Annotated in this window: 17 protein-coding genes; all 17 read left to right on the forward strand. The window is 35.3% G+C overall.

Annotated features, from left to right (window positions below; genetic code table 11):
* The first annotated feature begins 14 nt into the window (after nt 1-14).
* On the forward strand, nt 15-2,183 hold the full coding sequence (locus EFT72_RS16665; RefSeq protein ID WP_124068048.1) for a transcriptional regulator: 2,169 nt from the start codon (nt 15-17) through the stop codon (nt 2,181-2,183).
* Nucleotides 2,184-2,267: 84 nt separating this feature from the next.
* Nucleotides 2,268-2,696 carry a membrane-associated protease 1 gene (locus tag EFT72_RS16670; protein WP_124068049.1) on the forward strand — a complete coding sequence of 143 codons (429 nt, stop codon included), beginning with the start codon at nt 2,268-2,270 and terminating at the stop codon, nt 2,694-2,696.
* 34 nt (nt 2,697-2,730) lie between these two features.
* On the forward strand, nt 2,731-3,156 hold the full coding sequence (locus EFT72_RS16675) for a membrane-associated protease 1 (RefSeq protein WP_124068050.1): 426 nt from the start codon (nt 2,731-2,733) through the stop codon (nt 3,154-3,156).
* Nucleotides 3,157-3,241: 85 nt separating this feature from the next.
* Nucleotides 3,242-3,667 (forward strand): DnaJ domain-containing protein, encoded by a 426-nt coding sequence (locus EFT72_RS19830; RefSeq protein WP_124068051.1) that lies wholly within the window; start codon nt 3,242-3,244, stop codon nt 3,665-3,667.
* Nucleotides 3,668-3,686: 19 nt separating this feature from the next.
* A complete protein-coding gene (locus EFT72_RS16685) occupies nt 3,687-4,241 on the forward strand; it encodes an FHA domain-containing protein (RefSeq protein WP_124068052.1) in 555 nt (184 codons plus the stop codon).
* A gap of 24 nt (nt 4,242-4,265) precedes the next feature.
* The gene (locus EFT72_RS16690; protein WP_124068053.1) at nt 4,266-4,763 is read left to right on the forward strand and encodes an FHA domain-containing protein; all 498 of its coding nucleotides are present in this window, start codon (nt 4,266-4,268) and stop codon (nt 4,761-4,763) included.
* Nucleotides 4,760-5,620, forward strand: coding sequence for a protein phosphatase 2C domain-containing protein (locus EFT72_RS16695; protein ID WP_124068054.1), 861 nt, complete (start codon nt 4,760-4,762; stop codon nt 5,618-5,620). Before EFT72_RS16690 ends, EFT72_RS16695 begins: the two co-directional genes overlap by 4 nt.
* The gene (locus tag EFT72_RS16700; RefSeq protein ID WP_124068055.1) at nt 5,607-7,346 is read left to right on the forward strand and encodes a hypothetical protein; all 1,740 of its coding nucleotides are present in this window, start codon (nt 5,607-5,609) and stop codon (nt 7,344-7,346) included. The genes EFT72_RS16695 and EFT72_RS16700 overlap by 14 nt, the downstream gene beginning before the upstream one ends.
* Nucleotides 7,347-7,364: 18 nt before the next feature.
* Nucleotides 7,365-9,839 (forward strand): hypothetical protein, encoded by a 2,475-nt coding sequence (locus EFT72_RS16705; protein WP_124068056.1) that lies wholly within the window; start codon nt 7,365-7,367, stop codon nt 9,837-9,839.
* A gap of 6 nt (nt 9,840-9,845) precedes the next feature.
* Nucleotides 9,846-10,445: a hypothetical protein gene (locus EFT72_RS16710; protein WP_124068057.1), complete on the forward strand. Its 600-nt coding sequence runs from the start codon at nt 9,846-9,848 to the stop codon at nt 10,443-10,445.
* Nucleotides 10,435-11,880, forward strand: coding sequence for a contractile injection system protein, VgrG/Pvc8 family (locus tag EFT72_RS16715; RefSeq protein ID WP_124068058.1), 1,446 nt, complete (start codon nt 10,435-10,437; stop codon nt 11,878-11,880). Before EFT72_RS16710 ends, EFT72_RS16715 begins: the two co-directional genes overlap by 11 nt.
* A gap of 17 nt (nt 11,881-11,897) precedes the next feature.
* Nucleotides 11,898-13,037, forward strand: coding sequence for a pentapeptide repeat-containing protein (locus EFT72_RS16720; protein ID WP_164473201.1), 1,140 nt, complete (start codon nt 11,898-11,900; stop codon nt 13,035-13,037).
* Between the two features lie 11 nt (nt 13,038-13,048).
* On the forward strand, nt 13,049-13,618 hold the full coding sequence (locus EFT72_RS16725) for a hypothetical protein (protein ID WP_124068060.1): 570 nt from the start codon (nt 13,049-13,051) through the stop codon (nt 13,616-13,618).
* Between the two features lie 40 nt (nt 13,619-13,658).
* On the forward strand, nt 13,659-14,552 hold the full coding sequence (locus tag EFT72_RS16730; RefSeq protein ID WP_124068061.1) for a hypothetical protein: 894 nt from the start codon (nt 13,659-13,661) through the stop codon (nt 14,550-14,552).
* 38 nt (nt 14,553-14,590) lie between these two features.
* A complete protein-coding gene (locus EFT72_RS16735) occupies nt 14,591-15,070 on the forward strand; it encodes an Mbeg1-like protein (RefSeq protein ID WP_124068062.1) in 480 nt (159 codons plus the stop codon).
* 32 nt (nt 15,071-15,102) lie between these two features.
* A complete protein-coding gene (locus tag EFT72_RS16740) occupies nt 15,103-15,963 on the forward strand; it encodes a DUF5037 domain-containing protein (RefSeq protein ID WP_124068063.1) in 861 nt (286 codons plus the stop codon).
* A 22-nt stretch (nt 15,964-15,985) separates the two neighbouring features.
* The coding region (locus EFT72_RS16745) for a hypothetical protein (protein WP_164473202.1) at nt 15,986-16,272 on the forward strand (287 nt) is incomplete at its 3' end.

The raw sequence follows: 16,272 nt of genomic DNA on the forward strand, positions 1-16,272 counted from the left end.
GAGGTATGGTGTCTATGGAAACGATCACACAAACAAACCGAACGATTCTATTTTCGGAGATCAACCCTGAAAAGCTAAATCTACTTACCCTAATAGGGGATGTTAGAGGTAAGACAAGCTTAGATGATGATAAGATTAAAGAAATTAATGAATTGCTTCTGGTAGAAAGCTTTGAAGATTTTTTAGAGAAATTTGCACCTGTTGTATATTCGTGGTGTGATGCAAAAACAGGAAGTATAGAGTACAGTCTGGTTAATCCGGAAAATATTCCTGACCAATGTATTACGAAAATACCCTTAAATGAAATGAATGATTTGCTTAACATGCTCATTACTTTACAGGGCGCTAAAGGGGCATTAGGCGTAGCGAATGTAGATTTTAAGTTTAGTAATGTGTTGGATATGATATCACCTAAGAAAATTATGGAAGATATTCGTCAAGTGAGAAGAGAAATTCAATATACATATGGAAAATATATGGAACTTGATGATGAAGATCCAAAGCGTCTGGATACGGGAGATAAATTAAATTATCAATTTGAACAAGCTAGCCTTAATTACAATAATGTTTTAGCAATGCTGCCACTTGCAATTGAAGATATCAAAACAAGACTTTTATTGGGAAGCGGCGAGAAAACACAAGGAAGTCAGGAATTTAAGGCTGGCCTTTTGAGTATGGGCGATGATGGGGAATTAAAAATTTTGGAGATGAAGCAAGAAGAAGGAACACAGCTTGCGGTTGTAGATGATCATATTAACACCAGCTTAATTCAGACATTCCGAGATGATTATGATGCCTTAAATGGTGACCCTTCTGATTATGTAAGAGAACTTGTCGTAAGAACGTTCTGTCCACTTACATCAACGGTGGAAAGCAGCGTAGACCGTGAAGTAGAAGTGCGAAATTATAACACATACCTAGAATTTTATAAAAAAAGCAAAGATGATTTTGTGAAAGCGGTTAAACCATTAATTGAGAAAATTTTAGGTGTAAAATCCTACTTTGATCAATATCAGGTAAAGGAAAAAGGCATGCAGCCAAAACTCCTTATTACAAATACACCCCTTGAATTAATGGTGAAATCTAGTAATCTTCCCAGATTATTGACCTATTTAAATACAACAAACGACAAGAATGAATTTGAAAATACGATTTGGTTCGGGATTGTACCAGATGTGGAACTGAATCAGACCGGTGGTGGTAAGCTTCAAAGAATGCGGTTTGCGGGGAATCAAAAGGTGAAAAAACCTGGGACAAACTCCATGGAAAGTCTTGCTACCTTAATGAATGCAATTAATCCTTATAAAATCACCACATTCTTTAGCTTCTCAACTGGAGAAGAGAGCACCTTTAGTTATGTTGCTACCGAGGGAATTGGAATTTTCAAGGATAAATGTTCTCCGCTGATGAAAAAGGAGTATAGCGAATTTGTTGTACCTTGTATTCCTAACGTTACGATTATACCAAAAGATAAATCAGGATTGATTCTAGACAAACGAATGGTAATTAATGAGGAAGGAGCAGTTGCTCTTTCCGAAGAAAAAGAAGATACCATGAAGATGTGGATCGAGGGAGTTTATATTGGGGCTGCTTATGGAGCCGCTGGTATTTCATCTGCATGGCAATGTCCAGAATATCTAAAACAGAGATTTAAAAATACAACAATGGAGTACCCAGGTGTCCGCTATGATATAGAAGCAGGGGATAATGCTTTGCTGGTTACCACAAGTATGACAAAAGAAATTTCCGGTTTTACGAATACAATTAAAAATTCAATCAATAATACAGGTTTTGGTTTTGTATTCACGTCCGATAATGCACAGCATAAAGGGCTTGAAATAAAAAATATAATGGTATACAAGGCAAGAAACTTGCTTAGCAATGGAATGGAATTTGAACCCATTTATAAAACGCTTGTAGTTACTTATATCGAAAGAATGCTGCGTTTCTATAGCGGCGACTTTAAACAAGATAAAATCCTTAACTTTTTCAGCAATAATCCCAATAGTCAAAAGAGCAAATGGGATGCCAATCGTCAGTATGTGAATTCTCTTCTTCAAGACGGAGATGAGTTGGATTTTAGTATTGATGAAAAGAATGGGATATGTAACGTTCAGCTTACTTTTAGTAACACGACTAGAAATCTCAAAGTTGAGCTAACGAGAAAAGGGCAGACAGCGTAAAGTTTTTTTAAACATGGTAACGAAAAGTCTATATTAAAAGGCTTATAAATTACAAAATTATTCATTAAGAATGGAGGAAGAAATATGGGACTAAGAATGAAAATCACAGGAAGTGAATCTGTGGAACTTCGTGAAACCAGTATTGTCAAAGTAGTGTTTGGAACAGATATACCACATGATTCCAATGCAAGATCAACCGATCTTGGGTCAACGGTTTTGATTGAAGGCAAAATTTTAGCAGCAGTAGGTGGTGAAACTGCAGATGACACCAGTAAATTAGCAAGATGGTCTCTGGTACCAGCAGAGAATTCAGACTGCTATCGTAAAGTAGAGATTGATGTAATCAATGCTTCACAGGTGGTAAGACAAATTAATATTCCCAATGCTTTTGTAGTGGATTATAGTGAAGATTTCACAGATGATACCGGTACAGGAATATTTAAGCTTCTTGTTAAACAGAAAAAAGATAAAATGATTAATTTGAAATTTGAAGGTGGATTCAGCGGAGAATAATGAAATCAATTATGTAGAAAGGATGGAATAAATTATGGGATTTATAATAAAAGTAGAAGGACCATCTACCATAGATTTAGGAACAATCAGTGTAACAGGAGTTAAATTCAGAACAGATATTCCTCATGATTCCAATGCGCGTTCGACTGATATGGGAAGCACAGTAGAAATTTCAGGTAAGATCCTAACAGCAGTGGATGGGGATCCTTTTGACGCGACAAGGCAGTTGGGACTTTGGTCACTGGTACCAGCAGAAAAAGCAGATTGTTATAGAAAAGTTACAATAGAAGTTATTGCTGCGTCTCAAGTGATACGTAAATATACATATCCAAATGCATTCGTAGTAGACTACAAAGAAAATTATGGAGATTTAGAAGGTGTCGGTACGTTTCGGCTGATCATCAAACAGAAAAAAGACAAAATGTCGCAGATCGCTGTGGAAGGCGGATACAGCGTATAAACATGTAGGGGCTGCCATAACGGCAGCCCTTATTTGATAACAAAATGATAGATAGAACCATAAACTTATTGCAAAGGATAGAATAATGGTAGATTACTATAAGATCCTTGGATTAACCCATGAAGCATCGGAGAAAGAAATTAAGGCAGCTTATCGAACGCTGGCCAAAAAGTATCATCCGGATGTAGTGAAAAATGATTTGGAAAAAAATAAAAGAATGTACGAAATACAAGAAGCTTATGGGGTTCTTGGAGACGAGATAAAAAGAAAAAAGTACGATTCTGTCATAAATGCAGAATGGGAAAGCAAAGATGGTAGAAACAAAAGAGAATCTACAAATTCTGGAAAAGTTAACTCTGGCAATAAAACAGTAGATATGAGCCAATTCGAACAATTTTTTGGATTTCAACCGGGGAAAGGGATGGACACGTACCAGGGAAAAAGACCTAAGAATGAAGGGCCTATCAACTATGATGATCTTTTCGCCTCCTTTTTTGGCATGAAAAAATAACAAAGGAGCCAAAATACATATGAATTCGAATAAAAAAATTAAAATAGTACTTGATCTAGTCGTTATAATTGCCACAATAAGTTTATGTGTGGGATTAAACTACATGAAATACAATATAAAATGGCTATGGATTTTGAGTGGAGTCGTTGGATTTTTTGCAGTTTTGGATTTGTTTTATCAATTAATCCATTCTGAAAACAACAGCATAAAAGAGGCAAATAATTATATAAATTCAGGCAAGCCGAGTCAATTGATTTTATTAAATGAACAGGAAAAACCAATAAAGTCCTGGGATTTAGCTGGAAAAACTGCACTCATTATAGGAAAAAATTCGGAAGAAGAAGTAATTGATGTAGATTTAGATGAGTGTGAATATAGTACTTTTATTGATCCCCAACACGCGGCTCTAAATTTTTGTCTGGATGTATGGTACTTAGAAGATTTGGGGTCTCAAAATGGTGTTAAGATTAAAAAAGTAGAAGATGGTGCGTGTTACATTGTATCAAACCGCCCTTGCAGACTATCCGTGGGTGATATTATATACATTGCAAATACCCACCTTTTATTTACTTAAATAGAAAGATTGGAGATTTAAAACATGAGCCTAGTAAGATGTCCCAATGGACATGTCTATAATGCAAGACGTTATGGCAACACATGTCCTTACTGTCAGATGAAATTAAAAGAAGAAGCAGGGGAAAACAAACCGCTTGGATTCGAGCCTGCCATGGAGTTATTACAAGAAGAGATCAATCCTGTTTGCGGGTGGATTGTATGTATATCTGGAGCTAGAGTAGGCATGGATTATAAAATACATAGTGGTAAGAATTTTGTAGGGCGTGGAGATGAAATGGATATACAGATATTAGGAGATAATGATATCAATCGAAAAAATCACACCATAATTGTATATGATCAAAAAAAGAGAAATATGGTTATTTTACCAGGAGACGCTGCTGGACTCGCTTATTTGAATGAAGAGGCAATTTATGTGCCTACAGAATTAAAACCGTATGATGTTATTGAATTAGGAAAAAGCAGATTTTTATTTATACCACTCTGTGGAGAGAATTTTGAATGGAATGATCAGAAATGACAATGATAATTTTGATAAGTCTGGAAGTGATTATAATACTTTCAGTTATGATAAGGGCGATGATTTTTATTAATGAGAGCAGTCAGCAAAAAGGAAACAGCGAAGGATTAAGTAATATAGGGGTGGTCAGTCAGACCACAGGGAATCAAGAATTTCAAGCAGATGTTGCAGGCATTGAAGTAAGTACAGCAGGAATTCTGGCTGTACTTTCAGATGGAATTGGAAAAGCCAATACGGGTAAAATCTGTTCACAAATTGCGACTGATACAATATTAGATTCTTTCCAACCATATAAAGTATTACATAATCCAGAGTATTTCTTTAAGATATCGTTTCATGAGGCTCATAAAAGAATCCAAAGAACACTTGAGAACAGAAGAGGTGGAGCATGCCTGGCAGCAGCTTTTGTGAAAGATGGGATGTTACATTATGGTCTTGCGGGAGATATTAGAATTGCTATTTTGAGAAATGAAGAATTAATACCAATTAGCAAAGGACATACAATTGATGTCCTAGCTCTTAATGCATACGAAAATGGTGTTTTATCGAAAAATCAAACACTTTGGACCATGGAAGAAAAGAAGGTATGGAATTTTGTGGGGAAGGATGGATTTCATGAAATTGAAATAGCAGAAAAACCGGTTGCTTTAAAACCTGGCGATGTTGTCCTGCTTCTCACAAAAGGAGTATATGAGAGTTTATCCTGGGCAGATATTGAAGATATATTGTTAAAAGAACTCACTGTAAAAGAAAAAGCAGACAATATTATCATGGAAGCAGAAAGAAAAAGTGGCATGGAAAAAGAGAACGGAAGTGTAGTACTTTTGATGCCGGAGGTGCAATATGAGAAGAATTAATTCGGATTTTCGAACTCAATATATGTCGGAGGAAGGACAAAAGCTTGCAAACAGGGATTATTTTGGTTATGTAGAAATGGATGATTTTGCCTGTTATGTACTAGCTGACAGTCTTGACGGAGATGTTGAGAGCAACAGCGCAAAATTTGTGGTTGATAGTCTAATTCGAAGTTTTGTTGAAAATCCCACCATGCGGACAGGAAAATTAAAACATTATATGCATCTTGCGCATCGGGAATTGTTAAAACAGCGTGGGGGAATGCATTTAAAGGCTTCTGTTACCATTGTTGTCTCTGATTATAAAAAAATCAAATATTGTTATGTTGGTAATAGTCGATTTTATTTTATTCGAAATTCCAGAATCTTGTTTCAGACGAAAGATCAGTCTTTGACAGAGACGCTGTTAAAAGAAGAGAAAATTACATTGGATCAGGCAGCCGCGCATGAAGAAAGAAATAACTTGTATTCTTTTCTGGGAGAACGTGGGGAGCCAGAAATTGTAGTTTCAAAAAAAATAAAACTTGAAAATGGGGATAGCTTTGCAATATTAACCAGAGGCGCCTGGGAAAACTTGGGAGAGAACGAATTTTTAGAAATATCCAATGAGGCAAAAGAACCAAGTGAAATATTGGAGAAAGCAGAAGATATCATATTGGGAAAGCAGACTGCAGGCGAAATTGATAATTACAGCGTTGCAGTCACTTTTGTTGATAAAGTTTATCTCCCTCCAAAAAAGAAATTTAGTGTAAAAAAAATATTATTGATAGCATTGCCTGTCCTATTAATAGTAGCAGGATTGTCCCTAGCTCTTTTCTTGCGAAGTAGAAGCATTAAAAAGAAAGAAGAAAGTTTGACTAGTTATCTACAAAGTGGAAAAGAGTATTTAAAGTATGACAATTATCAAAAAGCTTCGGAAGAATACGCAAAAGCGAAAAAAATAGCAGAGTCTTTAAAGAAAAAAGAGATATACATAGATGCAGATGATTATCAAAAATTGGCGGATCAGATTATATTATCGGATGAAGCCATATTTGCGAAAGAATATAAAAAAGCGCAAAACTTATATATAAAAGCCAGAAATCTGTCCATGCAAACAGGGAATGTGGGAAAGCAGTATATTGAAAATCAACTAAAGCAGACAAAAAATTATATAGATGTCTTTGACTTAATGGAAATGGGGCAGCAAAAAGAGGAGTATGGGGATATAGAGGGAGCAATAAAAGCGTATCAACAGGCGAGAGAATTAGCGGCCTCCCTATATTTTGATGATGGAAAAAAAGAAGCAATGGCAAAGCTTACAGCAATTGAAGAAAAGGTTGAAAAAAACAATCAGAAGACAGAGGCGGTAGCAGACGCTGCAAAAAAAGAGAGTCAGGAAGAGGAAGAGAAGTCAAAAAAAGAAGAAGAAGAAAAAAGAGAATTAGAGAATCAACAAAAATTAAATGATCAACAAAATGCGATGGACCTTGAAGTTCAAGCAAATAAGCTGTTATCAGAAGAGAAGTTTGAGAGTGCAATTACTTATTATCAAACAGCACAGGCAATTTATGTTAGATTAGAACTTTTGAGTTTGGCCGATAAAATAAACGATAAAATTGCGGCAGCTCGGGCAGGAATAAAAGCAAAAGAAGCGGATATTGATAAATTAAAAAATCAAGCAAAACCAAATGAAAGCGACATCCCAGACAAAGGTCCGGGGATAAATTCTAGCAGTACAGACAAATAGTAAAGTGAGGAATAATAAATGAGCCGATACACCTATACCTTGCATCCCGGAAAAACGGAATCAGAAAAAAAAACTTATAAAAGAATTAACCTTGAAAAGATGACAACCTTCCAGTTAAGTGAAATATGTCGGAGGGAAAAGCTGGTTATGCCTTCTAAAAGTCATATGGATCGGGAAGCACTCCTACGACTAATAATGCGTTTTCGCGGTCAAAAGGATTATCGGCATATCAATACGGCGTGTGAAGGCGGTTTGAATCGTCTTCAGGAATTTTTCGACCGGAATCGGATCGACATCAGCTCGAGTCAAAATGTAAGGATTCCAGGCACGATTGTCATTTACCGGGAAGCCGGTCTGAGTGAATTGGATCATTATAAAGTAGAGTCCGACGTCTTGCTATATGAGGGGAATTTATTGCTCATAGATGAAAATTTTCAGGTATACACCTGTTTTTACATAAAAGAAATGAATCATACATGCTTTTTATTTAAAGGAAAAGATATCCCTGTTCTACCCCTTGGAAAGCATCAATATTTTATTCTGTATTTTCCAAATGAACGGAATTCAGAATTCCTTTATGACTGCTACCAGGGGAATCATACGACAATCCCCGGATATATGGAGGGAATTCGGATTCCGCTTCTTGATATAGAGGTTCGTGAAGTAATGGATACCGATCTTCCTCTTGTTATAGATTTTGGTAGTTCTAATACAACGATGGGGATCTGTCTGCCCGATGGAACTTCAAGAATAGCCAAAGCAGGTAATGGTTACATCATTCCGAGTGTAATCGGAGTGGAGGAAAGCGGAGCTGGAACGCATGATTTTGTGTTTGGGTATGAAGCGTTAGCATTAGGAGGCCAGAACTACCTAGATGAAGATATTCCAGTATTTTTTGACATCAAACGCTGGATTAGTGATCCAGAACGAATGGAAGGGGTCATTTTAAAAAATGGTTTTAAGTATCAAATTTCGAGAAGAGACATGCTAAGAGCCTTTTTAGAGTATTTGATCGACCTGGCAAAACAGCAATTTAAATGCCAATTTAAAAACATACAGTTTTTGGCTCCTATCCGTCAGAAGGAGAAGTTTCAGGAGTTATTTAAAGAACTCCTTCCAGACTATAACGTAAATTGTGAATTGGATGAAGGCATGGCAGTCCTTTTTAACAGTATGAATCAAATGATAACGAAGAACCAGTATGAAAAAGGACGTTCTTACCACGCATTGATCATAGATTGTGGAGGCGGAACCACAGATCTTACCTCTGGGAGATTTTGTATTGAAAATAGTCGAGTTTCCTACACGATTGATTTAGAGACTCGATATGAGAATGGAGATACAAATTTTGGTGGAAATAACTTAACCTATCGAATTTTACAGATGTTAAAGATTAAAATAGGAAATGCACTTGGGTATCTGGGAAAACATAACATGGACAGCCTTTCAGAAGGAAACTCCTGTCAATTGTTAGACAATCAATATCAGGCAATGGAGGACTTCCTTCCAACTCGGTTTAAGGATTATGAAGAGCGAAGCAGGGAACAGTATTTTCATGTGAAGAATAACTATTATTATCTTTTCTTACTTGCTGAAGAGGTAAAAAAGTCATTTTTCCAGACCAAGTTCCAATATGAAGTCTGGATCAGCACTGGGAAGGAACCGGAGGATCATAGAATATTTTTGGATAGATGGAAGTTATCAGTACTTCATGAGGGGGAGTTTACTCATATTGACCAAGAAATTCAGTTCCCACTGTATTTAAATGAAATAGAGTTGGTATTAAGACCTGATATTTACAATCTAATGGAGCGCTTTTTGGACCAGAAGTTCGAACAGGGAGAACTGCAGGAGTATGAAATGATCAAGCTCACTGGACAATCTTGCAAATCAAACCTGTTTACGGAAGCATTAAAACAGTACGTTCCTGGTAAGCTGATTCAGAGTGCAAAAAGGGAAGCAGAAGAAACGGAACTAAAAATGTGCTGCCTAGAGGGGGCATTGGCTTATTTTTTGAATTGTAAACGAGGCTATATGAAGTTCAATCAGAATTACCAAGTTAGGACTTTGCCTTATGAGATTATGACCTACACCCATGAAAATCAGGAAAAAGTACTAATAAGAAGTCTGGACCCAGAAGAGCATATCGGATATATCTCCCGTTTCATGATCGGGAAACAGCTGGATCTTTATTTAAACGACGAGAAAGGCAAGCGTCTGAAAACCTATTATTATGAATATGACACATCCAAATTTGAACGAACAACGCAAGGGGAGATTGACGATCAGTACGCGGGAAGCGTCATTCAGGAGGAAACAGATACTATACTTGAAGGTGAAATGAAGTTCTTTGTATGGGTGTCTAGAAAACAATGGGGCTTTCTGGTGCTTCCTGTGCTAAGAGAGAATGAAGTGCTCTACAAGGGAAATGAGACTTTCTTTGATTTTGAAGATGATACTTGGGAAGAGAACTTTTTTAATGGGAGGAAGTAGAATTCCATGGTAAGAAGTGATATAGATTTATTTTTAGCCCGTATGGTAAGGGCAAAAGACGAAAAGGATACGGGGTTGGGATGTACGGAGGATATAAAAAAGAATGCACTAGAGAAACTGAAAAAAATACGGAGAGAAATCAGTGATGTTGAAAATTTAAAATTGGAGCGCAGAGTATTCTTTGAGCTATTTTCTATCTGTCTTCCCTCAAGCCTGCTTCAATATGAAATTAAAGAAGAACAGTTCATTGTTTTCCGCTTGGAGTCAGAACATCTGGTACTGGTGGTAAAAACGGTTCATAATGAAAAATTGATTGACTTGGAAACCATTAAAAAAAATTATAAGAATAAAATGATGGAATCCAAACAGCAAACACAATTTAATTTATCAGGCTGCAAAATAGTTAACGGAATCGAGGTATATTATTTTACGGCTGCTCATTCTATGCCAAATCAAAGTCAGATTAATTATATTATTTTATTTACTTTATGTAACAGGACGGTCATCCTTGACTTTAATATAGGGGAAAATAGTTATTCGTATTGGAAAATAATAATAAATACACTTATTGGATCATTACGACAGGAGGGAATTTATGGAAAATGAAGAGATTATAAGCTGTGGCGAAATAATAATTGAACCAATTGGATTTATAGAAATAGATGAGATCGAAATCAATAGGAAAATAAATGAGCATGTGTTTTTTGAAGCAACGGGTAGGATTAGGGAAGAGGAAAAAGATCATTATACCCGTGAATTGAGTTTTGGTACGGAAATAGCAGTGAAAGTCAAAAGTGGAAAAATTCTTTTCAAAGGATTAATTACGGAAACAGAATTGAGGCACCAGGGTGATTATTACATACTTCGAGTACAGGGATGTTCTCATACGGTTTTGCTGGATATGACCAAAAAGACCAGAGGATTTCATAATACTAATGGAACATTTATGGAGATTTTTCAATTCATTTCTTCGGAATATGCTGGAGCTGATGCGATTATAAATGATGAATACCTAACAAAGACTGGTCAGTTTCTCATGCAATACAGGGAAACGGACTGGGAATTTATGAAACGTCTGGCATCCCATAAGGCGCAGGGGATATTTGCTGACAGCACATCTGGTCATCCGGCATATTATGTCGGCACTCCCATATTATATACGAATGTAAAAAATTCAGATGGGGGGTATCAGATTAAAAAGGATCTAAAATCGTATAAAAAAGCATTAGAGGTGCCTGAAGCTACAGTTGTTGATGAGGAATATATTACATATTCCGTCCGTATGGATGAATGGCTTCATTTAGGCGAAGAGATAACTTTTAATGGGTTGAAGCTGTGCGTAAAATCAGTCCATAGTGTGTTAGAGCATGCAGTTCTAGTTCATTATTATGAATTATGCGTAAAAAATGGTTTGAAACAAAGAAAAATATACAATGAGATATTATCTGGAAAAGCAGTTTTCGGAGAAGTTGAATCGATGAATCGAGATAGCGTAAAAGTCCGGGTACAAGAGGAACAAAACGGACAAAGATCTGTTCTTAATGCAGTCGATGGAGATTCTTGCTGGTTCCCGTATTCTACCGTATATGCCACCAAAGATGGAAGCGGTTGGTATTGCATGCCGGAAGTAGGTGATAAGGTAAGAATTGTATTTCAGGATTCAGATGAGAAAAATGCATATGCCTCCAGTTCAGTAAATGAATATCAGCCGGGTCCACAGGAAAATGACAAGATGGCTGACTACAGGAGACGGTATATCCGTAATCCGCAGGGGATGGAAGTGGCGTGGACTCCGGAACAAATTAATATATCAGCGAATGGGGCTTCTGTTGCAACGTTTGATCAAAACGGGGTTCTGACACTTTCGGCTGATTCAAAAATCATTCTTCATTCAGCTGGAGACATTGTTATAGAGGCTGGTAATCAGTTTAAAGTGAATGCGTCCGATTCCATTGATATGATATGCGGAGGAAAAGGTGAAATCAATATTAGCCAGGATGGCGTGATTGAGCTGAAAGGAAATGAAATTTACACAAATTAATGAGTTGGGGATTATATATGGATAGGGAAAAATTGTTAAAGCAATTTAAATATGGCTATGTTCTTATCCAAGGGACAGAGCAAATGATGGAACTGGACCGGTTTTGTCGTGAAAATATGGAATTGTTATGTAAAGACTTAAGTCTTGCATTTGACCAGTTAATCGATCGGACTAAAGAGGAACAGACAAAGCATCCGGAAAAGAATATTTTCTGTATCAGCATGAGCGTTTTAAGAAGCAGATATGTCGAAAAAGATGGAAGAGTTAAAATCTTTGCTTATGATGAATCGTTTTATCTTGATTCCAATGCAATATGGACAGAATGGGATGCTGAAATTTTATTTAAGCATCTTTGGGAATTAGAAGACGGTCTGCAACCGTGTTTAAGAAATTTCAAAGGTGAAATCACCCACAATGACTTGAAAAATATTATACTGACTGAGTATGTCCCATATCTTATCCGGTATATAACGGAGATAGCTAGAGTTGCGCTGAGAAAAAAAAATATCCATGGACTGTCAAAGCTAAAGGTGACGGATGACTTTTGTATTACAGCCGGTGAGTACAAAGGTAGCTTTGATGAAATTTATATAACAGAGACATTTTCTGATGAAAACCAGGAATTTGGGAAAATTCTAGAAATTAACAAAGAAAAACCGATTGAATTTTTTTGTAAAGTATATAAAAATATGAAATTAAGAAATTTTCAGTTAATAGAAATGAATTTTACGAAAAGCAATTTTTATAACATGGATATGTCAGATTCCAACTTTGATGGGGGACTTTTCTTAAAATCCTGTTTTTATAATTGTAATTTGAAAAATACATCCTGGAAGGAAGCATTGTTATTTGACGCGGATTTTTCTGATAGTGATTTATCAGGAGGAGACTTTACAAACTCCATAGCTCCTATTACAAAACCAAATTTGTTCAGTCGTATGATTTTTAGTCTAATAGGAGTGGATTTTAAGAATACAAATCTGACAAAAGCAAATTTTACGGGTGCGGATTTTCAAGGGGCAGATTTTAGAGAAGCAATATTGAAAGATACAGTATTTATGGAAACCAAATTGACTTGCGCAAAGTTTAAGAAGGAGTCACTGCGTTATTTAGAACTTACACAAGAACAGTTAAGAGGCATTCAAATATATAATTAGGGGGCGAGCTTTTGGAATATTTTGTATTGTCACAAGATGAAACCTTTAAAAATGGGGTTGTTATTGATCAGGACCGGTTACCTGAAGAGTTGAAAACTTCTCGTTCCCTGGGACGGAAAATAAATCTATATTTACAGAATGCACCTTTTAATGAAAAAAGCTTTAACTTAATGGTTAAAAGTAATGTTAATAATTACTATTCTGATTTAATTGAGATTCCCCTTTTCTTAATTTCAGACCAGCTTAAAAAAATATTGTGTAGTTATGAGAGCGGGCTACAATGCAATTGTGCCATCCTAAGCGACAGGATTCATAAGATTCAGAAAGTTTACTGGCTTTGTACACTGGAAAAGGTAGACTGCCTTGGTAAAAATACAGAATTTTATTCGGATCATTCATTGAAAAAACTAGTATTGGATGAGAAGAAAATAGGAAATAAAAAAATATTCCAGGTATCTGGAATAAGAGAGCAACGGATTATTGTTAATCTTGATGTAATGGAGAGCATATTACGAAGACCATTTACAGGGATACATATGGAAAAGGCTTATGTAGAATGTGCATATTATACTGATGATTAAAAAATAAAGAATAGATTTTGAGGGGACATATAAATAAAATATGACGTATCCTGATGGTGCTAAAGGTTATCTGAAGAGAAAGTATAGAAAAAATAATATTGTAGTGGAATTTATGGTGAAGGTACTGGTAGTGGCAGGGATAGTAATTGGTGTTATTATATTTACTTTAATTATCTTATTTGTAAATAGTGTAAAGAAAGATTTACCCCCCAAAAGTGATAGCATAAAAACACAGAAGGAGTATTATGATGCAGTAGGTACTCATTTGGAAGAGAAATATGGAAAGAAATTTATAGTTAATCCTAAAGGTACGGATGGAGGGGGGGGGCCAATTCCTTTTTCACAGGGGTGTTATACAATGACCTATGAGGCTTATGCGGAGGAAGATCCAAATTTCATCTTTTTCGTGGATGTAATTCCAAAGTCAATAGAAAATAATAATATAAGTGAAATACGTGACAATTACTGTTGGAAATTTTTGAAGAAAAAGCTGAAAAATAATATTAAAGAGAATTTAGAAGTGAATTTATCTGAGGATTATAAATTATTAATTAATCTATCGAATGGTGTAACTTTTGAAAATTATTTAAATTCGGATTCGATAATGGAGGATTACTTTCGAAGTAACAGTCTGAAACCAATCATTTATATATATGTATTCACAATAGAGAGTGGAGAAGATTTAGAAGTAAAAACAGAGCAATACATGTCTCTATTTTTAAATGAAATTAAGGCAAAATCCAAAAGTGTGAAGATAAAATTCACCTATTATGCGATCCAAAATAGAGAGGATTTTGAAGCAATTAATGTAATGAAGGAAGAAAAGAGTAATTTAATGTTATATAGAAATAATATTGAAGCAACATTTAAGCCAATTAAATATATAAAAAAGGAAAAAAAAATAGAATTGGTGATAGATACAGATGACTTATAATTTTAAAGTCATTCACAATGAAATGAGGTTGAGATAATATGGAGGAAATAAAAGATAAAGATGCGGCTAAGCTTGTTAGTTTGATTTATGGAACTACTATGTATAGGAATTGGGGAGAGGCAGATAGCAATAAATTAAGTGATATAGTAACAATTATGAAAGATAGTGTCTCAAAAAGTCCTGATAATAAACTCGGCGGTGAAATGATTAAAGAAGAATTCCTGGACGAAATCAAAGAATTTACGAATAATGACAAAACCGATTTCGGAGCCATGACACTAATAGATCCTCAAAACAAGGTAAAACCGACGATTATATTTCGTGGTACTGCAGGTGTTTCCTCCCAAATCCCATCACAAAAAGAAGTAGCATCCTATGTAATAAACTCCGGCTTGGATCACGTTATCTTGGCAGGTCACTCAGAAGGGGGAAATATGGCGGCCTACTGTTCCTATTTTCTTCCGGAAGGTATGGTTGATAGAGTTTATTCCTATGACGGACAGGGAGAATCACAATGAATACAGAGGTCCTAGGGAGGTACTAATTAGGTATGAATAAAAACTCTGTTAATAATGTGGTGGAATTTATGGTAAAGGTACTGATAGTTTTTGGGATTGTAATTGGTGTAATTATATTTACTTTAATTATCTTATTTATGAAAGAGATAATAGGTTACCATAAAAGAGGAGAAGAAAAGATACAAATTATTACAGACGAGTATCCAGCAGCCATAGAAAACCATCTTGAGAGTAAATATGGAGAAAAATTCATCATTAACCCTAAGTGGATTCGTACAGGTGGAGGTTCACCAATTCCATTTTCTGAGGATGGTTCCCCTATATATTATGAGGCATATGCAAAGAATGATTCGAAATTTATTTTCCGTATATATGTGGACTCAATATCAGAAAAAGATCATAGCATAAAGGAGATACGTGATGGCTATTGTTGGAAATATCTAAGGGAGCAAGTAAGAGCGTATTTTGAGAAACGTATAGTGGGAGTAATTAATCAAGATTATAAATTAGTAGTTGATGTGAATCCAGATATTACTTTTGACAATAACGTTAATCTAAATTCACCAACAGAATCATACTTTAAATATGCAAACAGAAAAGCTAGTATATGCATATATTTGATTTTAAATGAGAATACAAAAATAAGTGAAAAAGAGATTTTAAGAGATAAATTATATAAAGTATTAAAAGAATACTATAATAAGTTTGATAAGAACATGTATATTGAATTGGAATGTTTTGCAGCAAAAACTCAAGATGATTTTATTAAGTTGGATGATAAAAATAACGAAAACAAGATTTTTGTTACGGTAAAAAGTGTTTCTACATCTAATTATGACCCATGGGGGGTAAACTTGGAAACTATATTTACAATAGATGTTATTAATGATTGATAAAAGTGGAGGGAAAACTAAAGTGGGAGAAATTAATGATAAAGATGCTTCAAAACTTGTTAGCTTTATATACGGAGCTACTATTAATGAAAATATGAACAAGCTAAAAAAATCAAACCATAATAAGATGAGTGATTTAGTAAAGGTAATAGAAATAAGTGTAACAGATCTCCCTCCAAATCAAAAACTCGGCGGTGAAATGACCAAAGAAGAATTCCTGGACGTCATTGACCAGGTCAAAGATTCCGATACATTAATGCGAATGGAAATCAAAGATTTTACGAATAATGACAAAACCGATTTCCGAGC

Origin of the sequence: Clostridium sp. E02, from assembly GCF_003833015.1 — a bacterium.
Classification (GTDB): domain Bacteria; phylum Bacillota; class Clostridia; order Lachnospirales; family Lachnospiraceae; genus Lacrimispora.